General features: G+C 39.8%; 16 protein-coding genes. 14 read left to right on the top strand and 2 right to left on the bottom strand.

Going from position 1 to position 20731, the window contains the following annotated elements:
- Nucleotides 1-4: 4 nt before the first annotated feature.
- The 6 genes from BMX21_RS04645 (at nucleotide 5) to BMX21_RS18990 (ending at nucleotide 9471) form a co-directional block, all read left to right on the top strand.
- Nucleotides 5-3682 carry a DUF5717 family protein gene (locus tag BMX21_RS04645; RefSeq protein ID WP_092041847.1) on the top strand — a complete coding sequence of 1226 codons (3678 nt, stop codon included), beginning with the start codon at nucleotides 5-7 and terminating at the stop codon, nucleotides 3680-3682.
- Nucleotides 3679-4998 carry a DUF5716 family protein gene (locus tag BMX21_RS04640; protein ID WP_092041843.1) on the top strand — a complete coding sequence of 440 codons (1320 nt, stop codon included), beginning with the start codon at nucleotides 3679-3681 and terminating at the stop codon, nucleotides 4996-4998. Before BMX21_RS04645 ends, BMX21_RS04640 begins: the two co-directional genes overlap by 4 nt.
- A 29-nt stretch (nucleotides 4999-5027) precedes the next feature.
- Nucleotides 5028-5858 (top strand): hypothetical protein, encoded by an 831-nt coding sequence (locus BMX21_RS04635; protein WP_022753658.1) that lies wholly within the window; start codon nucleotides 5028-5030, stop codon nucleotides 5856-5858.
- Nucleotides 5859-5992: 134 nt separating this feature from the next.
- Entirely contained in the window at nucleotides 5993-7255 is a 1263-nt protein-coding gene (locus BMX21_RS04630) for a hypothetical protein (RefSeq protein WP_092041839.1), read from the top strand.
- 240 nt (nucleotides 7256-7495) lie between these two features.
- The gene (gene purB, locus BMX21_RS04625) at nucleotides 7496-8929 is read left to right on the top strand and encodes an adenylosuccinate lyase (RefSeq protein ID WP_022753656.1); all 1434 of its coding nucleotides are present in this window, start codon (nucleotides 7496-7498) and stop codon (nucleotides 8927-8929) included.
- Nucleotides 8930-9348: 419 nt separating this feature from the next.
- Nucleotides 9349-9471 carry a hypothetical protein gene (locus BMX21_RS18990; RefSeq protein WP_022753655.1) on the top strand — a complete coding sequence of 41 codons (123 nt, stop codon included), beginning with the start codon at nucleotides 9349-9351 and terminating at the stop codon, nucleotides 9469-9471.
- Nucleotides 9472-9609: 138 nt separating this feature from the next.
- Here the strand turns inward: BMX21_RS18990 and BMX21_RS04620 are convergent, their stop codons facing one another.
- Nucleotides 9610-10533 carry an ArsR/SmtB family transcription factor gene (locus BMX21_RS04620; RefSeq protein ID WP_027216902.1) on the bottom strand — a complete coding sequence of 308 codons (924 nt, stop codon included), beginning with the start codon at nucleotides 10531-10533 and terminating at the stop codon, nucleotides 9610-9612.
- A 394-nt stretch (nucleotides 10534-10927) separates the two neighbouring features.
- Here BMX21_RS04620 and BMX21_RS04615 point away from each other — a divergent pair, with 394 nt between their 5' ends.
- Both BMX21_RS04615 and BMX21_RS04610 read left to right on the top strand, forming a co-directional pair.
- On the top strand, nucleotides 10928-12223 hold the full coding sequence (locus tag BMX21_RS04615) for an adenylosuccinate synthase (RefSeq protein WP_092041834.1): 1296 nt from the start codon (nucleotides 10928-10930) through the stop codon (nucleotides 12221-12223).
- A gap of 227 nt (nucleotides 12224-12450) precedes the next feature.
- Nucleotides 12451-13362, top strand: a complete 912-nt coding sequence (locus BMX21_RS04610; RefSeq protein WP_022753652.1) for an HAD family hydrolase — start codon at nucleotides 12451-12453, stop codon at nucleotides 13360-13362.
- Here BMX21_RS04610 and BMX21_RS04605 read toward each other — a convergent pair.
- Nucleotides 13359-14303, bottom strand: a complete 945-nt coding sequence (locus BMX21_RS04605; RefSeq protein WP_022753651.1) for a LysR family transcriptional regulator — start codon at nucleotides 14301-14303, stop codon at nucleotides 13359-13361. The genes BMX21_RS04610 and BMX21_RS04605 overlap by 4 nt on opposite strands.
- A gap of 211 nt (nucleotides 14304-14514) precedes the next feature.
- Here BMX21_RS04605 and infC point away from each other — a divergent pair, with 211 nt between their 5' ends.
- The 6 genes from infC (at nucleotide 14515) to BMX21_RS04575 (ending at nucleotide 20715) form a co-directional block, all read left to right on the top strand.
- Nucleotides 14515-15027, top strand: coding sequence for a translation initiation factor IF-3 (gene infC, locus BMX21_RS04600; protein ID WP_027217410.1), 513 nt, complete (start codon nucleotides 14515-14517; stop codon nucleotides 15025-15027).
- 43 nt (nucleotides 15028-15070) lie between these two features.
- Nucleotides 15071-15271, top strand: a complete 201-nt coding sequence (rpmI, locus tag BMX21_RS04595; RefSeq protein WP_022753649.1) for a 50S ribosomal protein L35 — start codon at nucleotides 15071-15073, stop codon at nucleotides 15269-15271.
- Between the two features lie 51 nt (nucleotides 15272-15322).
- A complete protein-coding gene (gene rplT / locus BMX21_RS04590) occupies nucleotides 15323-15679 on the top strand; it encodes a 50S ribosomal protein L20 (protein WP_022753648.1) in 357 nt (118 codons plus the stop codon).
- 239 nt (nucleotides 15680-15918) lie between these two features.
- Nucleotides 15919-17361 (top strand): aminoacyl-histidine dipeptidase, encoded by a 1443-nt coding sequence (locus BMX21_RS04585; RefSeq protein ID WP_092041831.1) that lies wholly within the window; start codon nucleotides 15919-15921, stop codon nucleotides 17359-17361.
- Between the two features lie 309 nt (nucleotides 17362-17670).
- Nucleotides 17671-18231 carry a TetR/AcrR family transcriptional regulator gene (locus tag BMX21_RS04580; RefSeq protein ID WP_027218413.1) on the top strand — a complete coding sequence of 187 codons (561 nt, stop codon included), beginning with the start codon at nucleotides 17671-17673 and terminating at the stop codon, nucleotides 18229-18231.
- A 42-nt stretch (nucleotides 18232-18273) separates the two neighbouring features.
- The gene (locus BMX21_RS04575; RefSeq protein WP_092041827.1) at nucleotides 18274-20715 is read left to right on the top strand and encodes an alpha-galactosidase; all 2442 of its coding nucleotides are present in this window, start codon (nucleotides 18274-18276) and stop codon (nucleotides 20713-20715) included.
- Nucleotides 20716-20731: the final 16 nt, after the last annotated feature.

Raw genomic sequence — 20731 nt, 5'->3', positions numbered from 1 at the left:
TTTTTTGAAAGAATGTATTGACCGGATATTAAAAGGACAGTTTGAGTATGACAGAGGTGAGCTTTCGTTTTCTTTCCTGCATCTCGAACTTAACATACATGAGGGAGAAGAGATAGAAGGATCTTTTACTGTTACAGGCCCTAAAGAGAAGCTATCAGAAGGGACAGTTTCCTCTACAGAGATCAGAATGGAGGTTCTTACTGACAGCTTTTCAGGAGAAAAGAGCGAGATCTCTTATCGTTTCCATGGAGAAGGCCTTACTGGTTCTGATGTCATAAAAGGCTATTTTCGAATTATCTCTAACAGGGGAGAGTATATGCTTCCCTTTACTGTAACGGTAGAACAGCCCAAGATATCTTCAAGCCTGGGAGATATCAGGAATCTGTTTCATTTTGCTAACCTTGCAAGGACGCATTGGGATGAGGCACTTCATCTATTTTATTCCAATCAGTTCCATTATATTTTTAAGGGCAATGATGCCCAGTACGAGAGCCTTTACAGAGGACTTGCCAAGGAGAACATGTCACAGCACAACATGGATGAGTTCCTTGTTGCTATAAGTAAAAAGCACCCTGTGACCATTGAATGTGACGTGCAAAGCTTTGAGGAAGAGGCTCCAAGTCAGATCACAGACAGAAGTATCGTCCTAACCAAGGGAGGATGGGGATATGCTCATCTTAAGGTGGATTTTGAGGGAGACTTCCTGTATGGTGAGAAGAACTACCTGACAGATGATGATTTTCTTGGAAGTAAAGCCTATCTTCATTTTAGGATAGATCCTCAGTTTCTCCATGGTGGTCGAAACTTTGGATGTATAAAAATATATAATGAGTATACACATATCAAGATCCCTGTAACTGTATCTACAGTGGATTTTGATGAGAAAAAGCACAGCTCTTATGTAAGGAAAAAACGTCTTACACATGAACTTTTAAGATCATATCTTGCTTTCAGAGGAAGACGTGTATCCTCAAGGCAGTGGATGGCTGATACAGGCAAGCTTATAAGCCGCATGTTCACAGAGGATCCCGATGATATAGAGTTCAAACTGTACGGTGTTCACTTCCTTATAACGGCAGGAAGACTTAGTCAGGGACAATATATACTCGAGCAGATCATGCCGGAGATAGACAGACTGGCCCGCCTTGGCAACGAATATGGACAGCAGACATACTGTTATTATCTCTATCTTCAGACTCTTATAAGCAGAGAAGAATCTGATATACAAAGAGCGACAGAACTTATAGAAGAGGTGTTCAAAAGGCATCCGGATAACTGGCGTATCGCATGGATACTAGGTTATGTATCTGATGAGTATTCACTTAATCCGCAGAATAAGTGGATGCTTCTCCAAAGTCAGTATGAGCGTGGATGTAACTCTCCTATTGTGTATATGGACGCTTTTACGATTCTTAAGAACAAGCCGGATCTTTTCCTTAGAATAGATGATTTTACTATATCTGTTCTTGAGTTTGCGGCAGATCAGGGCATACTTACTATACCTGTAATGGAGCAGGTTATATATCTGTCCGGCAATGCAAGAAGCTATGATAAGCGTCTTGTTAAGATTCTGAAGGCATGTTACCAGAGTCAGGAGAGTGATGACGCGCTGCTTTCACTATGCTCTCTTTTGATGAAAGGTGAAAGGTGCGACAAGGAGAGCTATACATGGTATAGAAAAGGTGCACTTAAGCAGCTTCGTCTCACAAGACTATACGAATATTATATGATGTCCCTGCCTGAAGACGAGGATGGAAGAGCTATAGAAGATATACCAAGGGTTGTCCTTATGTATTTTTCCTATCAGAGTAGTCTTCCCTGGGACAAGAATGCACTTTTGTACAGATATATATATGAGCATAAGGATGATTATCCGGAGCTCTATGAATCTTACAGGTTCCAGATAGAGAAGTTCCTTGTGGGAGAGATTGAGAAAAAGCATATAAGTCCGGCTCTTGGCTGGTTGTATGAGCATGTAGTGACTGCCCAGATGATAGATGCTCAGAATGCACAGAAATTTCTTGCTATCCTGTATACCTGCAGAATAGTTGTAGAAGATCCTGATATACGTGAAGTAATAGTAATATATGATAAGTGCCGAAGCCAGATGCATTATGATGTTGTAGGCAGAATATGTGACCTTCCTTTATACGGAAGCGAGTATACGATACTTCTTGCTGATGCTAACGGAGACCGCCATGCAGCTTCTGCGCCGTATACTATTACCAAGCTTATGAATCCAAGAGATCTTATATCTCTTACAACACCTTATATTCAAAGCGGAACTGAGAACCTTGATCAGTTCCTGTGCGAGCTTGGAAGAAGCGCATATACCATAACGCTTGAGAATGCTTCAAGATACAGAGATCTTGCGGATTCAGATGTAATAAGAGAAGATGTCCGTGCGCAGATAAGATCAGATCTTATAAGATTTTATTATGAGAATGATTTTATGAGACAGTTGTCGGAATATCTTAACATAATAGAGCCCGAGAAACTTACACAAAGGCAGCGCGGTGAGATGCTGGAGCTCATGGTACTCACAGGCATGTTTGAAAAGGCTATAAAGTGGCTAAGGCGCTACGGCTGTTATAACATAGATCCTAAGATCATAATGCGCCTGTGTGGAAGAGCCTTTGATTATCAAAGAGACTATGGTGACATGGTTCTTAGCGAGATTGCATGGTATGCATTCCAGCAGGGCAAGTATGATGAACCTACCCTTTTGTTCTTGTGTAACTGTTTTAAGGGGACTATAAGGGAGATGAGAGATCTGTTCAAAGCGTCTGAATCCTATGGCATGGAGAACAGAGACCTTATGGAGAGAATCCTTGAGCAGATGCTATATACAGGTTCTTATTTGGGCGATCATGTGGAGCTTTATAAGAACTATGTTAGAACAGGCGCTTATCCTGATCTTGAGATAGCATATCTGTCACAGTGCTGTTATGACTATATGGTAAGAGACAAGGTTACAGAGCCTTACATTTACAGCCGTATAGAGGCACTGTATAAAAGCGGGGCTTTGCTTCCTCTTGTTACCAAGATGGCTTATCTTAAGTTTTATGCTTATGCCGATCCTATCGAAAGAGAAGTTGTAGTCAAAAATCTTGAATCCTACAAAAAAGATAACGGGATCACAAGGAATAATGAGGTATGTAAAGCTTTCCTCAAAGATCTTATGTCTCAGGATCTGTATTTCGGATTCTTTAAGAACTATGCTACATTGTCATCTATGATGTATTCATTTGCAGATAGGACTATTCTTGAATACCATACAAGACCGAACATCAGATGCAAGGTGCACTACCTTCTTATTACAGATGAGAACACAGATGATACCGGTGAGTATCAGGTCTGTGATCTAAGGCAGATGTATGATGGAATCTATGCTACAAGCTTTATAGTCTTCTACGGTGAGCAGATTCAGTATTATATTACAGAAGAACCCGAAGAAAGACTTGATGAAAATGGACATGTTAAGCCGCAAAAGCTTACAGAAAGCGGCGTTTTGTCTGTTACAGATGAGAATTTTACTGCAGGTCTTAGGCAGGGTATGTATGGCCTTATCAATGACATGATGATGTCTGAAGCACTAAATGATGACAGAGCGCAGTTCAAGCTCGCATCAGAATATTTTAAGAATAAATTCCTTGTGGAGGAGTTTTTTAAACCTGTATGATATTTGATACCAAAAAATCCAAAAGCTATGTACTAGGATATGATCTGTCCGATTCCTTCTGTCAGATCTCTTATCTGTCATCTGACAGTGATATGCCACAGACTCTGTCTGTTTTGGCAGGAGCTGAACTTTATAATATTCCTACAGTTCTCTCCAAAGAAAAAGGAACTTCCAACTGGTATTATGGCAAGGAAGCTCAAAAGAGAATCGAAGAAAATGGTGATATTGAGATAAGAGGACTTATTGAGAAGGTCGGCAAGATGGACATGATAGAAGTTGATGGTACCGAGTATAATCCGGTAGCTATTCTTTCTCTTTTTATCAAAAAGAGTCTGTCACTTTTGTCCATGGAGATGTCCATGGAGCTTGTCAAGGCAATTGTTTTTACAGCAAGAGATCTTGATGACAAGATGATAGAAGCCTTATCTGCGGTAGTAGAGAATCTGGGTCTTGATAGCTGCGATATCTTCTACCAAAGTTATGAAGAAAGTTTATATTATTATATGCTGTATCAGACAGAGGATCTGAAGAGACAGAACGTTGTAGCTGTAAGTTATGACTTTGGCAGGATGTATGTATATATGCTTCGTTATAACAGGGGACTTAGTCCTATCGTATCCTGCGTAGATACTTCGTATTATGATGATCTGGCTCTGGCTGATCCGGAGCTTCCAACTTCGCAGGAGAAGATTGATATGATGGATGAGCAGCTTTCATTCATCCTTCGTCATCTGATGGAGAATACGGTCGTTAATTCCGTATATCTTCTTGGTAACGGCTTCAGGTCACAATGGATGCATAAGAGTCTTAAATTCTTATGTACCGGCAGAAGGGTTTTTCTTGGCAATAATCTTTTTTCTAAAGGTGCAAGTATAGCTGCAAGGGAGAAGATAAGTCCCAGTAGTTTTGCTTCTGACTACGTATTTCTTAGGAAAGACAAGCTGTTCTATAATGTCGGAATGCTTGTTGATAAGTCCGGCAAAGAGGTATACCATGCCCTTTTGGATGCAGGAATATCCTGGTATGATGCCGCAGCTTCCATAAGTGTGATACTGGACAAGAAACCTGAACTTAAGCTGATCATGACATCAGTCATAGAAGGAACGCAGCACGAAGAGCTTTTGGAACTAAAAGAACTGCCCCAGCGGCCTGAGAGAACTACAAGGCTAAGGATAGATCTAAAAATGAAATCCGAAGAGATACTGACAGTATATGTTGAGGATCAGGGATTTGGAGAGATATTCCCTGCAAGTGGAATTACATGGAGTCTTGATGTTCCATGTAAGAGAAATATAGAAATAGAGAATATTATCTAAAAAATATTTGAGATATTGGTGGAGTTAGTATGAGCAATGTCAAAATGTGTGTCGGTGCCAGATCAGATACACCGTATTATATGAAGCACTTTGATACGCAGCTTTATAGCATAGAAGAGCTGTGCTACATCATTACCCAGAATGCTTTTTTGCTGGAAGAGGAAGACTTCGATGATAATCTTATAGAATGGATAAGGGACCGCCTTCATCTTAATCCTCTTTCAGATATGCTTATAAATCTCAAAAACGGTAAGGCAGGTCTTTTTGAGATAGTCATGACGATCCTGGGCTACGTTGGCTACAATACAGAGAAGGAGATGAGAGAAGTCAGATCCTTGCTGGAACAAAGCTCTCACATGGATCAGTTTGACAAAAAGCTTAATAAAGCCCGTATGTATCTGGATCAGGGCAAGCTCTCAAGTGCAGAAGAAGAGTACAGATATCTTGAAGACAGCCTTCCGGATGGTGCTCTTAATGAACTTGCTGTTGTATATCACAATCAGGGCGTTATCCTTGCCAGAAAGTTCTACTTTATGGAGGCTGCAGAGCGCTTCAGGAAAGAATATGATATAGCTCATACCAAGAGTGCGCTAATGTCCTATATGTATGCTGTAAGAATATGCATGACAGAGAAGCAGTATATTGATTATATGGCCGACAATAAGGATGCATATCTTCTTTCGATGGAACTTGAAAAGAAGATGAGCGATGCAGGACTTATATATGATGCAGGCGAAGACAAGCATCAGCTTGCTACATTGTCTGTATACAAAGCAGAAGGTAATTTGACTGCTTATAAAGACGGAATGAATGAGATAATAAGAAATATGAAAGAAGAATATAGAGGTATGTGCAGCTGAAGTTTATCTTTTCTTTGGGAAAGGAATGAGTACAAGTTTGAAAGTGGAACGCTTTCAAACCCGAATTGGTGCCGCTCGCGACACCAATATCGAACCATTAGTCACTCGTTTCACTCGCGACATGAGGTTGAATTATGGGAATCCTGGACTTGTTTCGAAGAAAAAAAGATGATGAAGACCTTGAACTATCCGGCTTTGCAGATAATGAAGGTGACTTTGAAGAATCTGATGATGAGAAGCCTTCCAAAAGCCAAGGTCGTGGAAGGCATCAAGTAGGAGATTGGGAGAAAGTAGTCTATTCAAGAGAAGGTGTCAATATCGATGATGCCGCTTCGAGAAGAGGCTATGTTCAAAGCTGTCTGACACAGATGGAAGAAGGTACTCGTCAGATAGAAGCACTTCAATATGAGTATAGGACAGTAACCGGTTATCTTCATGATATGGAGCTTATAAATGAGCTTCCCAAAGAAGAGCGTGCCATTATCAACGATTATGCCAAAAAGATCTATGATAATGAAGAGCAGCGCCAGAAATATCTAAAACGTCAGGGCAAGATGACTGACAAAGAATACGAGCATGTAGAAAAGCTCCAGGGTCAGGAAGATGAGATAATAAAGAAGATGAAAGAGTCTGAGGATTATCACAGGAAGATAAGGAAAGACCTTATCAGGCTTGATAATGAGCGTCAGGCCTATGACCTTAGGAAGATAGAGGCGGATAAAGCGCTTAATACTAATAGAAATCTTTCTATATTTACAGTAGTGGCACTTTTGGTTATCTTGATAGTTCTTGTATCGTTACAGACGGTTATGAGACTTGATGTGACACTTGCATATATGCTGGTAATACTAGTGGCTGCCCTATCCATAGTAGGCCTATATATGAGGCACGGATCCTGCATGCAGGAAAGGAAGGCTGTAAGAGCTGCCAAGGCAAGGCTCATACAGCTTCAGAATACAGTTAAGGTAAGATATGTTAATAACCTTAATCTCCTTGATTATATGTATCTAAAATATGGTGTCGAATCAAGTTCTCAGCTTCAGTCCATGATAGAGAGGTATCATGAAGAAAGAGCTCAGCGCATTCAGTTTGAAGAAGCGGAAAAAGAACTTGCTGATGATCAAAGAGAGCTCCTTCGTGCTCTTAGGAATTCTCAGATACGCACACCTGAAATATGGCTTCACCAGCCTGAGGCACTCATCAATCATAATGAGGAAGTGGAGGTGCGCCATAATCTTATCGTTCAACGACAGTCCCTTAGAAAACGTATGGATTATAACAGAGAGATGGTCATAGGCGGAGCCAGGAAAGAAATAGAAGATCTGGCGCGTACCTATCCGCGCTATGCTAGCGAAATCCTTGACCAGGTAGCAAGATTCCAGGGAGTGGAGTTGTAGGAAAAAGTACACCGCCCATTGCAAGTTGATCCGCAATGGGCGGTGTACTTTTTACAAGTGGGAAGCCTTTGGATAAATAAAAATTTGAACAACTGTTCAAAAATGCTTGATTATCTCTTTGAGATTTGCTATAAATGTAAAGGCGATTGCATTAGGATGTGACAAAGAAAGTGCACTAGTCTTAAGCATATGCCAAATAGAATCAGTTTGTATATCTATAGCAAAGGTCAGGAGGATGTTATGAGTACGGATCGTTATTCCAGTCCATTATCTGAGCGTTATGCAAGCCCTCAGATGCAGTATATTTTTTCACAGGATAAGAAGTTCAGAACCTGGAGAAGGCTCTGGATCGCACTTGCAGAAACAGAGAAAGAACTGGGACTTGGTATTACTCAGGAACAGATAGATGAGATGAAAGAGCATGTGGATGACATCAATTATGATGTTGCCAAGGCTCGTGAGAAAGAAGTTCGTCATGATGTTATGAGCCATGTATATGCTTTTGGTGTTCAGTGCCCTAAGGCTAAACCTATAATCCACCTTGGCGCTACATCATGCTACGTTGGTGACAACACTGACATTATCATAATGACAGAAGGCTTAAAGCTTGTTCGTAAGAAGCTTGTTAATGTGATTGCAGAACTGTCTAAGTTCGCTGATAAATATAAGAGCCTTCCTACACTTGGATTCACACATTTCCAGCCTGCTCAGCCTACTACAGTAGGTAAGAGAGCTTGTCTGTGGCTTCAGGACTTTACATATGATCTTGAAGATCTTGATTATGTTCTCGATAATATGAGACTCCTTGGATGCAAAGGTACTACAGGTACACAGGCATCTTTCCTTGAACTTTTTGAAGGAGACCTTTCTAAAGTTGATAAGCTTGATCCCATGATCGCTGAGAAGATGGGCTTTGATAAGTGGGTATCAGTTTCAGGTCAGACCTATACACGTAAGATCGATGTCAAGGTTGTGAATGTCCTTGCAGGTATCGCTGAGTCTGCTACTAAGATGGCACAGGATATAAGACTTCTTCAGCACCTTAAGGAAGTAGAAGAGCCTTTCGAGAAGAGCCAGATCGGATCATCAGCTATGGCTTATAAGCGCAATCCTATGAGATCAGAGCGTATCTGCTCTCTTGCAAGATATGTCATGGTAGATACTCTTAACCCTGCAATCACAGAGGTATCTCAGTGGTTTGAGCGTACACTTGACGATTCTGCCAATAAGAGACTTTCAGTTCCTGAAGGATTCCTTGCAACAGATGGTATTCTGGATCTGTGTCTCAACGTTGTAGACGGCCTTGTGGTATATCCTAAGGTTATTGAGAAGCGCCTTATGTCTGAGCTTCCATTCATGGCTACTGAGAATATCATGATGGATGCTGTTAAGGCAGGTGGAGACCGCCAGGAGCTTCATGAGAGGATCAGAGAGCTTTCTATGGAAGCCGGCAAGAATGTCAAAGTTGAAGGTAAGGACAATAACCTCCTTGAACTTATCGCTGCCGATCCTGCATTCCATATGTCACTTGAGGATCTTCAGAAATCCATGGATCCTTCCAAGTACGTGGGCTGCAGCGCTCATCAGGTTGAGAAGTTCCTTGCAGAGGTAGTTACACCTATCCTTGATGCCAATAAGGATGAACTCGGCCTTACGGCAGAAATCAACGTTTGATGGCGTGAAGCTTTGTTTTTTAGTTTTGTCTTTGCCGGCAAAGAAGGTCAGCGTTTCACTAGATAGTGAAATGGCTGGCCTTTTTTTGGCTTTAAATTGAAATGCATGAATAAAATAGTTACAGTTTTTGCTAAAGCAATTTGGTGATAATTGATAAAAATGTAAAAATAGAGCGATTTTTAGAGCAAACTCATGAAAATGGGCTTGCCAAAAACGGTTTGGGCAAATATAATTTAGAAATTAGTAAAGTAATTTATGTTGCATAAAAGTTTTGAGATCAAAAGCACAATTCGCTGAGCTTCACAAGCAAATATTGAAGAAAAACTTAAGAAGTACAAAATACTAATCTCTTTTTCAAAACAATCACTACACAACCCCAAAAATAGTAGAAAACTATTGCAATAGTAAGGAGCATGAGCATGAAAGAGACAGAACTTAAATTTAATGAACCCTGGATACTTCAAAGGGCAGATCCTTATGTGATCAAGGGAGATGATGGTTGGTACTATTTCACAGCTTCTTCTCTTTTTTTCATGAGCTGATTATTTCACAGCCCCTTTTCTTTTTAGTGATATAATTTTTTATTCTTTATGATTCAGGTGTTTATAAAATGTTTTGACTTCATGTCACGAAAGATAGAACATGTTTTTCGAAGAATGTGCGATTGTGAATACCATTTTTTATTCTGAGTCTATTGGACTGTAGCTCATTCTGACTTCGATATCCTGATTGTAATTGCCAAATGACTTACCAAAGATAGTAAGACCACCAACATGCTCAGCTGTATCAGGAACTTCCATGCGGAATTTGATGTTGCTCTTACTTGTAAGATTGAATCGGTCGATGGTAACGTCAGATATCTGAAGACCATCAATGAAGGTGCCCTTATGGTTTATTACCAGCATCTTTAGAAGACCATACTGATTCCAGTTAGGGAACCACCAGTCAGGGGTGAAGATTCCTTTGACATCTCCGAAATCTCCCGGTGATGTCCAGTAGCCAAGGCTTACATCGTTTAGATAAAAGTAAATATCAGATGGCCATACGTTGTTGACACCAGGTGCTTCTGATGAAAGCTCTGCTGAGATGCAGATCTCATCAATTTTTTGTGAAAAAGGAATGAAATTAGGAATCACATAGTCTACATGACCTTTAGTAAACCATAGAATATCAGCATGATACCTGTCTGGATGAGAGAAGTATCTTGTATCATCAACCTGGCCTATGAGTTGTGATCCGGATGCTATACCACAGGTAGGATATACTTCATAGTCTGAAAAAAGACCAACTTTTATCGAAGTAGTATATACGTTTTCATCCTTGGCTTCATCTTGAAGGTCGATTAGTATTTTATCAAGATGTACTGAGCATATTTTTTGATTGCCGTGTCCTGAGGTTTCAGATGATACTGTGACAACTCCGCATTCTTCAAGCTTTTTGATATGGCTTGTAAGAGCACCGTTGGTGATATTGAGACGAGATGCAAGCTCGTTCATATTCATTCCGTTATTGTCCAAAAGAATCTTAACGATCTCCACTCTGATATCTGATCCGAGTGCTTTGAACAGGTCCAGTCCTTCTGAAAGAGATTTGATATGTAACATGATACCCCCTATACAGTAATTCAATTTATCTGCTTATGATCAATACATATGATGACGTTTGTGTTTGAAGAAAACACATTTGACCTTAAGAATAAGATGATGAGATCTGTCATCTTTACCATAATGATTTACAAATTACTAAAATATTTCAAACAACTATATTTTAATATAAAAATATGGCGCTTGCAATCTAATATAATGCTAATTTTGGCTAAATTTTGCTCGATATTGACAATTTTCAAAATATATAAGCGTGGCTTATGCGTAATATAAAAAATATTGATTTTACTTATGAGCAAAAATGTTTTATAGTAATCACGGTGACAGGTTCATGTCTTATGTCATTAAAATCTATTTGTTATTTGGAGATAACAATTTCAGGAGGATAATAATTATGGTTAAGGCAGTTGTAGGAGCCAATTGGGGCGACGAAGGCAAGGGAAAGATTACAGATATGATGGCAGATAACGCAGATGTTGTTATCCGTTTTCAGGGTGGTGCCAATGCAGGTCACACTATTGTAAATGAGTATGGTAAATTTGCTCTTCATACAATGCCGTCCGGAGTATTCCATCCGAATATTATGAATATTATTGGTAATGGTATGGCTTTCGATATTCCTAAGTTTATGAGAGAACTTAAGGAAGTTACTGAAAAGGGTGTTCCGATGCCACAGATCATGATCTCTGACAGAGTTCAGGTTATGATGCCATATCACATTCTGTTCGATACACTTGAAGAGGCTCGTCTTGCAGGTAAGAGCTTTGGTTCTACCAAGTCCGGTATTGCACCTTTCTATTCAGATAAGTTTGCTAAGATCGGCTGGCAGATCAATGAGTTCTTCCAGGATGATGAGACTATCAAGGAGAAGATAGCTAATATCGCTTCTATTAAAGATACACTTTTAGTACACCTGTATCATACAGATCCTATTAACCAGGAAGAACTTTTCAATACGATCGTAGACTGGAGAGAGCAGGTTCGTCCTTATATTGGTAATGTTTCTGAGTATCTCGATAAGGCTCTTAAAGAGAACAAGACAGTCCTCCTTGAGGGACAGCTTGGTACTATGAAGGATCCTGATCACGGCATCTATCCTATGGTTACTTCTTCACACACACTTGCAGCTTATGGCGCACTTGGAGCAGGAATCGCTCCTTATGAGATCAAAGAGATTGTAGCTGTAACCAAAGCATACAGCTCTGCGGTAGGTGCAGGTGAGTTCGTATCAGAAATCTTTGGAGAAGAAGCTGACCTTATGCGTAATCACGGCGGAGACGGCGGAGAGTACGGTGCTACAACAGGAAGACCCAGACGTATGGGCTGGTATGACTGTGTTGCAAGTAAGTACGGATGCAGACTTCAGGGCGCTACAGATGTAGCCTTTACAGTACTTGATGATCTTGGATATCTTGATGAGATCAAGGTATGTGTAGCATACGAGATTGATGGCAAGGAGACTACAGAGTTCCCTGTAACAAGAGAGCTTAAGAAGGCTAAGCCTGTATATGTAACTCTTCCGGGATGGAAGTGCGATATCCGCGGAATAAGGAACTTTGACGAGCTTCCAGAGAATGCCAAGAATTACGTTAACTTCATCGAACAGCAGATTGGATTCCCGATCACAATGGTTTCTAATGGTCCTGCTCGTGAGGATATTATCTACAGAGAGAGCCCTCTTAAGAAATGATATTTTAGAAAAAGAATTATTAGAAATAAATCTATTTTAGAAATAAAGATATTTTAAAAAAGTCATTTTAGAAAAAAAGATTTTTCAGAAAAATGTTGACTGAGTATATCGCAGCTATTGATCAAAGATCGTGGCTGCGATATTTTTATAAAGCTTCTTTGACTTTAAAAGGCATATGTCATATTGTGGTATAGACGATCTTATGAATTTAGTTAGGAGGATTTACTTTGAGCGATAATAATTCAGCAAATAAGTGGACGGCTAAGAGAATAGCCGCAATAATTGGTATTGTACTTCTTGTGGGGATGTATGTAGCCCTGCTTATATTGGCATTTATCTTTCCTGCCAATTCTTTTGAACTGTTTATAACAGCTGTAGGCGGAACAGTAGGTATTACGATACTTATATGGCTTATGATATGGGTGATAGGTCTTTTTACAGGAAGACATACAATAGCTTCTCTTGATGCTATGACTTCCGATCAGGATCATGACAAGTATGGTAATGCAGTTCCGAGAAAGCCTTCAAGCTATATTGATACGATCATCTTCGATATAGGCAATGTTCTTGTAGACTTCTCCTGGAGGCAGATGCTTGCAGATAAGGGAATTCCTGAAGATCTTATTGAGAAGGTTGGCGATGCAACCGTAAGAACTGATATCTGGAACGAGTTTGACCGTGGCATCATGAGCCATGAAGAGATTATTGATAAGCTCTGTGAACAGAGTCCTGAACTTTCCGAGTATATACATATGGGCTTTGATGATTTCAAGGGCATAGTTAAGCTTAGAAGTACATCAATTCCTCTTATCGAAGGGCTCAAGAAAGCACATTACAGAGTGCTTGTTCTGTCTAATTTTTCCAAGAATGCAGTAGATACCAACAAGGCAGAGATGGCTTTTTTGGACTATGTTGACGGCGGTATCTTAAGTTATAAGGACCATGTGATCAAGCCTGATAGCGATATCTACGAACTGATCATAAAACGCTACGACCTCACCCCTGATAAGTGCGTATTTATAGATGATACAGAGAAAAATGTCATCGGAGCCATCAGATCAGGGATAAAGGGTATCCATTTCCAAAGTATCGAGCAGATGATGGATGAGCTTAAAAAGCTTGGAATAAAGCGCATTTAATCCTTGGCTTTGATCAGTTCCAGCAGCTTTGCAGATGCAAGGGACTGAGGACGTTTGGTGTCAGTCACAAGTCGCAGGTGTCTTGGAGGGATTCGCTGCTTGAATCTTAGTTCGAAGAGTTTTCCGTTGTCCAGATCTTCTTTTGCAAAATCCCTGACAACCATGCCAACGCCAAGAGATCTCTCTGCAAATTGAACGATCATATCACTGGTGGCTAGTTCGAACTCAGGATGTATGGTTATATTGTTCTTTTTTAAGAATTCAGTTACATATCTGCCGCTTGACGTCTGGCCTTCAAGGGTTATAAGCGGCAGATTTTCAAGCTCTTGAAGATCTATCATATGATTTTTATATTGGATAAAAGATCTTCCTGCTACGAAACAGTCCTGAATTTCGCGAACATCTATATAAGTGATGTTTTCTTTATTTATATATTCAGGAAACGGAGATGATACAACGCCAAAATCTATTCGGTCATCTTCGAGGTATTTGAGGGTTTCGGGAGTAGGTCCATTGGTTACGGTGACTTTGATACCGGGATATAGCTGATGGAATTTCTCAAGGTATGGCAGAAGGAAAAAGCGAAGAGTCATATCGCTTGCTCCGACTCTGACTTCTCCTGCTTCCAAATGCAGAAGCTGAGATAGGCGTTTTTCACCCTGAAGTATTTCTTCGTAGCCTTTTTCTACATATTTATATAGGAGGCTTCCTTCTGATGTAAGAGCGATGCCTCGTCCGCTTCTTTTAAATAAAGATACGCCCAGCTGCTTTTCAAGACCTGATATCTGCTGACTTACAGCAGGTTGTGACATGCTAAGCTCTTTGGCGGCAGCGGTTATCCCGCCGTTTTTGGCCACATGATAGAATATCTTATAGTATTCAAGATTGACATCAAAGTTTGTATTGCTGATATTATTTTTTAAATTGTTGTTTTTGATCATTTTTTTATTTTGCCTTTTTGAACTGAAACTATTGACAAAGTGTTACTATCGTGATAATCTACTAATGTTTGAAAACAAAGCAGAGTATCCACTCTCACCCTGCGGCATATGCTTCAGGTGTTTATAACTTCAGACAGACTCTTTTGTCTGTACGGTTTGATTATAAGTGGATGCGTCTCGCGTGTCCACTTTTTTATTTTAATCGGAGGTAATAACCATTAACGACTTATTTATTAACGAACAGATCAGAGACAAGGAAGTTCGTGTGATAGGACTAGGTGGTGAGCAGCTTGGAGTTATGTCAATCCAGGATGCACGCAAAGTCGCAGAGGAAGCAGGAGTTGATCTTGTCAAGATCGCACCAAATGCAAAACCCCCTGTTTGCCGAGTAGTTGACTACGGCAAGTACAAGTATGAACAGCTTCGCAAAGCTAAAGAAGCGCGTAAGAAACAGAAGACTGTTGAGATTAAAGAGATTCGTATTTCTCCCAACATCGATACAAACGATCTTAATACTAAGATCAATGCTGCAAGGAAATTCCTTGAAAAAGGCAATAGGGTCAAGGTAACTATGCGTTTTAGAGGTCGTGAAATGGCTCATATGGGAGCGAGCGTTCATGTTCTGATTGATTTTGCCAAGGAGCTCGAAGACTGCGCAGTAGTTGAGAAGCAGCCTAAAGCAGAAGGCAGAAGCATGGTTATGTTCTTAGCTGAGAAGAAATAAAAAAGTACATGCAGATACCGTAAGAAATAGGAGGATTTTTATTATGCAGCACAAAATGAAAACAAGCAGAGCAGCTGCCAAGCGCTTCAAAGTAACAGGCACAGGCAAGCTTATGAGAAACAAGGCATACAAGCGTCACATTCTGACTAAGAAGTCTACAAAGAGAAAGAGAAATCTTCGTCAGCCAGCTCTTGTAGATGCTACATCTGTTAAGACAATGAAGAAGATCCTGCCTTACCTTTAATTTTTAGTAAGACAGTTCGTAGTTTTTTAGATTATTTAGGAGGAAATTACAATGGCAAGAGTAAAAGGCGCATTAAATGCCAAGAAGAAACACAATAGAGTATTAAAGCTTGCAAAGGGCTACAGAGGAGCTCGTTCCAAGCAGTATAGAATCGCAAAGCAGTCTGTAATGAGAGCTCTTACAAGCGCATTCGCAGGTCGTAAGCAGAAGAAGAGAGATATGAGATCACTTTGGATCGTTCGTATCAACGCTGCTGCTAGACTTAACGGAATGAGCTACAGCACTCTTATGCATGGCCTCAAGCTTGCTGGTGTTGAAATCAACCGCAAGATGCTTGCTGAGATGGCAGTTAATGATGCAGAAGGCTTCAAGACTCTTACAGAAGTTGCTAAGAAGCAGATCGCTTAATATACAGAATTCGTGAGTTTAACATGAATTTATAAAGATCCACTGATCACTTTAGGTGTGACGTGGGTCTTTTTGATTGCTTTGATATGTGATAGAATATACATCTGATTTAAGTATTAGTATTTACATCTAGTATGCTGACTGGCTCATATTTGATTAAATATGAACGAGTCAGTACACTAGAAGCGTAGACATTTTACTTATACTAAATAAATCTGTATTAACAGGAGGACTTGATAATGGGCGTTTTAGATAATTTAGAGCCAAAGTCAGTATTTCATTTTTTTGAGGAGATAACACAGATCCCTCATGGATCAAATAATGTTCAGATGATCAGTGACTATCTTGTGAAGTTTGCCAAGGATAGGAATCTTGAGTACATACAGGATGAGACCAGAAATGTTATCATATTCGGTGAAGCTAGTGAAGGATATGAAGACAGGGAGCCGATCATCCTTCAGGGGCATATGGACATGGTAGCTGTTCATGATGCTGATTATGATATTGATATGGCTACTCAGCCTTTAAAGCCTGTTACAGATGGTGATAAGATCTGGGCTGAGGGTACATCTCTTGGTGGTGATGACGGTATTGCTGTTGCTTATTGTCTTGCACTTCTTGATTCTAAGACAATTCCTCATCCTAGGCTTGAAGTTGTTATAACAACCAATGAAGAGACTGGAATGGACGGCGCATTTGCGATAGATCTGTCTCCATTAAAGGGCAGAAAGCTTATCAATATCGATTCTGAGACAGAGGGTGTACTTCTTACATCCTGTGCAGGCGGAGCAAGATTTTATGCAACTCTTCCTGTATCTAAGGTTAGCAGAAGCGGTATGCTATATGATATCGAAGTGTCAGGCCTTCTTGGTGGACATTCAGGTACAGAGATAATCAAAGAACATGGTAATGCTAATATTCTCCTTGGAAGAATTCTTGCTGCAGTTTCTGACAAAAACGATATTTCACTTGTTTCGATAAATGGCGGAGTAGCTGATAATGCAATTCCGGTTAATGCAAAGGCAACTATAGTAGTGCCTGAAGATACAAGTAAAGAAGCTGCTTTAAAGGCAGTAAAGGACCTTGAAACTATCGTTAAGAGTGAACTTGAAATCAAGGATCCGGGTGTTAAGTTTACAGTAACAGCAAGAGAAAAAGGTACATTTGACTGTCTTGACAACGCTTCTATGAAGAATGTATACAAGCTCATATTATCCTTACCAAATGGTATCCAGGCTATGAGCGCATCTGTTCCGGGACTTGTAGAGACATCTCTTAATCTTGGAGTTATTGTAAGTTCTGATAACGAAGTGACACTTGAGTATGCTGTTAGAAGTAGCGTAGATAGCAGCAAGGATGCTCTTCTTGACAGACTTGTATACATTACAGAGGCATTTGGAGCCAAGGCCAAGATCACATCATCCTATCCGGGATGGCCATTTAAGTCAGATTCTAAGCTTCGTGAGCATATGATAGAAGTATTCAAGAGAATGTATGGCCGTGAGCCTAGGATAGAAGCTCTTCACGCAGGTGTAGAATGTGGCCTTTTTGGTCAGAAGCTTGAGGGACTTGATTGCATCTCTATAGGACCTGATATGGAAGGTGTTCATACTACATCAGAGAAACTTTCTGTAGCTTCTGCAGCCAGAACATTTGAGTATCTGTGCGAAGTCCTTAAGTAATTGATCTGATCATAGTGTTTATTATAAATGTTTTTATCATAGTTTGGATGTACTGGCTTTTGATTTGAAAAAGATCTTGAAAGAGACAGCATACTATAAAAGTGATAGAAATAGTTTTAACTTTTGCGATGTTATATTAGTAGCCAAAATTTTTTGAAAATTTTGGCTACTTTTTTATATTCCATTTTACGATAATGAATGATAAAATGGAAACCAAGGAAAATGATTAAGTTTCCGAATGCTAAAAATCTTTATTTGGTGCAAGCATATGGAAACGTATAAAGAATATTTTTTATCGGAGAATGAGTTATGGATGAGACACAGAAGAAGATACTGGAGACTGTAATAGTTGAATACAAGGCTAAAGGCCTTAAGTTTACTATGGATGACATTGCCAAAGAATTGCATATGAGCAAGAAGACCATATATAAGATCTATCATGATAAGGAAGAGATGCTCGATAGCATGGTTGACTATGTATTTAATTCTATTAAAGAGAGTGAGCATGCTATCTTGAATGATAATAGTCTTACTACTGCTCAAAAGGTTAGCAAGATACTTATTGCTCTTCCTGATAGTTATCAGAATGTGGATTTCCGTCTGATGTTCCAGCTTAAAGACAAGTATCCAAAAGTTTATTCCAAGATTAACGATAGACTTGAAAGCGACTGGGAAGAGACTATAGCTCTAATAGAACAAGGTATCGAAGAGGGCAGTATCAGACCTATTTCTATTCCTACTCTTAAAGTGATATTCGAAGCAACTGTAGAGAAGTTCCTTAGTTCTGATGTTCTTATCAAATTTAATATGGAATACCAGAATGCACTTAATAACATGATAGATATTCTTATGGATGGCATTAGAGCTTAATCAGGGGAACAGAACATTATATATTGGGAGTGGTGACTTGCTATGATTATTGAGAGAAATGGATGTTTTTTGCTACAGACTTTGCATACATCGTATCTTTTTAATATTTTAAAATCCGGACATCCGGAGCATCTTCATTACGGTGCTTCAGTGATATCGGAAACGCAATATGAGGAATTTCTAAAAGCTTCCTCCTTTGGAGATGGCTCAGAAAGTGAAGCTGCATCTATATGTCTTAAAAATATCTGTTATAGCCTTAGCGAAAAGCATCCTGCTGCAGGCGGGAATATGATCTCATATAGTGATGATTTTCCGGGGATCGCGCTTGAAGATCTTCCTCTCGAGATAAGCTCTTTTGGTAAAGGAGATATAAGAGATCCATTTATTCTTGTAACACATGAGAATGGTTCTAAAACTTCAGATTTTACATTTGAGAAGGCTTCTATTACTAATGATATACAAGCTCCTTCCTCTCTTCCGGGATCATATGATGATAGTGTTAAGACTAGCGTCGGCTCATCAGAAGACTATGCTCAGCAGCTTGTTGTTACATATAAAGACAAAGAGTATGGAACTTGCCTTGAAGTTATATACAGTGTATATCCTGAATGTGATGTTATCACAAGACGAGCAGTCATAGTATCTGCAAATGAGAAGATTCACATAGACCGTATCATGAGTAATCAGATTGATTTTCATGAAAATGGACTTGTGTTTACATCTTTCCATGGAAGATGGGCTGATGAAATGCATAGAACAGACAGTGTCTGCGATGGCGGTAGATGTGTATCAGAGGAGATGGCTGCAGGTGAATCCGGAAGCAGGTCCAATCCATTTGTCATGATCTCCCATAAAGATACTACCGAAGATAGCGGTTATTGCTATGGCTTTAACCTTATTTACAGTGGTAATCATTATGAGGCTCTTTCATCCAATGGATATGATAAGAGCCGTTTTATAAGTGGTATATCTCCGGCGACTTTTGGATGGACGCTTGATAAAGGTGAGAGATTTGAAACTCCTGAAAGTATTATGACTTTTGATATGAATGGTGCCAATGGAATGAGCCGCCACATGCATGATTTTGTCAGAAAGCATATAGTAAGAGGAAAATGGAGAGATAAGAACAGACCGATCCTTATCAATAGCTGGGAAGCATCTTATTTCAGATTTACAGAGTCAAGTCTTTTAAAACTGGCTAAAGAAGCTGCAGGACTTGGAATAGAGCTTTTTGTAATGGATGATGGATGGTTTGGCAAGCGTGATGATGATAAAAGTTCACTTGGCGACTGGTATGAAAATAAAGACAAACTGCCGGGCGGCATAAGTGGTCTTTCCAAGAAAATAAATGATCTTGGGCTTATGTTTGGCATATGGGTAGAGCCTGAGATGGTCAATGAAGACAGTGACCTTTACAGAGCGCATCCTGACTGGGCTGTTCAGGTTCCGGGACATGCTCATTCCAAGGGGCGTAATCAGATGAATCTGGATCTTACAAGAACTGATGTTCAGGATTATGTTATCGAGTCTATGAAGAAGGTCTTTGGCTCAGGTGATATCTCTTATGTAAAATGGGATATGAATCGTATATTCTCTGACTGCTATTCTAAAGAACTTCAGGCAGATAGACAGGATGAATTTATGCACCGCTATTACATTGGCTTATATCGCATTATGAAGGAATTGACAGATTCTTTCCCTGATATATTGTTTGAAGGATGTTCTGCAGGTGGTAACAGATTTGATCTGGGAATTCTGTGTTATTTTCCTCAGATATGGGGATCTGATGATACGGATGCTATATGCAGAGCAGATATCCAGAGAGGTTATAGCTATGGATATCCTCAATCGACAGTAGGCGCGCATGTATCTGCAACTCCAAATCACCAGACTCTTAACACAGTACCTCTTGAGACCAGATTTGACGTAGCCTCATTTGGATGCTTTGGATACGAGCTTAATCTGTGTGATATTACTGCTTCTGACAAAAAAGAAATCAAAGATCAGATAGACTTTTACAAAAAATACAGACATACCCTTCAATTCGGGCATTATTACAGATTAGATGATGGAAGGTGTATTACAGTATCGGATGATGGCAAAAAGGCCATAGCATTTATGCTTCAGAGAGAAAGCAGACCTAACAGAGATGTTGTGACTCTTAGAACCTGCGGACTTGATGATAGCAAGACATACCATATCACTAACAGATATGTAGATATCGACCTTAAGACTATGGGTAGTCTTATCAATATGTTTACTCCGATACATATTAAACAGGATGGTATCATTCATAATATAGCCAACTCAGTTGTCAAAGTTCAGAACGAAAGAGAAAATATGACAGCTCCTGGTGCACTGCTTAACAGAGTAGGCGTAAGGCTTCGCCCCAAGTTTGGAAGTACCGGTTTTGATCAGGACGGCGATAAGACAGGAATCCTTAGGACGGGTGACAGCAGGTTGTATATCATTGAATCTGTATGATGATTTTGTAATAAGA

Origin of the sequence: Butyrivibrio sp. TB (assembly GCF_900110805.1) — a bacterium.
Classification (GTDB): Bacteria; Bacillota; Clostridia; order Lachnospirales; family Lachnospiraceae; genus Butyrivibrio; species Butyrivibrio fibrisolvens_C.
The sequence above is the reverse complement of the archived record's forward strand: the minus strand, read 5'-3'. Positions and strand labels throughout refer to the sequence as shown.

Coding starts and splice junctions, on each gene's coding strand:
- BMX21_RS04640 (WP_092041843.1), top strand. CDS start 3,679: ATGATATTTGATACCAAAAAATCCAAAAGCTATGTACTAGGATATGAT.
- BMX21_RS04635 (WP_022753658.1), top strand. CDS start 5,028: ATGAGCAATGTCAAAATGTGTGTCGGTGCCAGATCAGATACACCGTAT.
- BMX21_RS04630 (WP_092041839.1), top strand. CDS start 5,993: ATGGGAATCCTGGACTTGTTTCGAAGAAAAAAAGATGATGAAGACCTT.
- purB (WP_022753656.1), top strand. CDS start 7,496: ATGAGTACGGATCGTTATTCCAGTCCATTATCTGAGCGTTATGCAAGC.
- BMX21_RS18990 (WP_022753655.1), top strand. CDS start 9,349: ATGAAAGAGACAGAACTTAAATTTAATGAACCCTGGATACTTCAAAGG.
- BMX21_RS04620 (WP_027216902.1), bottom strand. CDS start 10,533: ATGTTACATATCAAATCTCTTTCAGAAGGACTGGACCTGTTCAAAGCA.
- BMX21_RS04615 (WP_092041834.1), top strand. CDS start 10,928: ATGGTTAAGGCAGTTGTAGGAGCCAATTGGGGCGACGAAGGCAAGGGA.
- BMX21_RS04605 (WP_022753651.1), bottom strand. CDS start 14,303: ATGATCAAAAACAACAATTTAAAAAATAATATCAGCAATACAAACTTT.
- rpmI (WP_022753649.1), top strand. CDS start 15,071: ATGCAGCACAAAATGAAAACAAGCAGAGCAGCTGCCAAGCGCTTCAAA.
- rplT (WP_022753648.1), top strand. CDS start 15,323: ATGGCAAGAGTAAAAGGCGCATTAAATGCCAAGAAGAAACACAATAGA.
- BMX21_RS04585 (WP_092041831.1), top strand. CDS start 15,919: ATGGGCGTTTTAGATAATTTAGAGCCAAAGTCAGTATTTCATTTTTTT.
- BMX21_RS04580 (WP_027218413.1), top strand. CDS start 17,671: ATGGATGAGACACAGAAGAAGATACTGGAGACTGTAATAGTTGAATAC.
- BMX21_RS04575 (WP_092041827.1), top strand. CDS start 18,274: ATGATTATTGAGAGAAATGGATGTTTTTTGCTACAGACTTTGCATACA.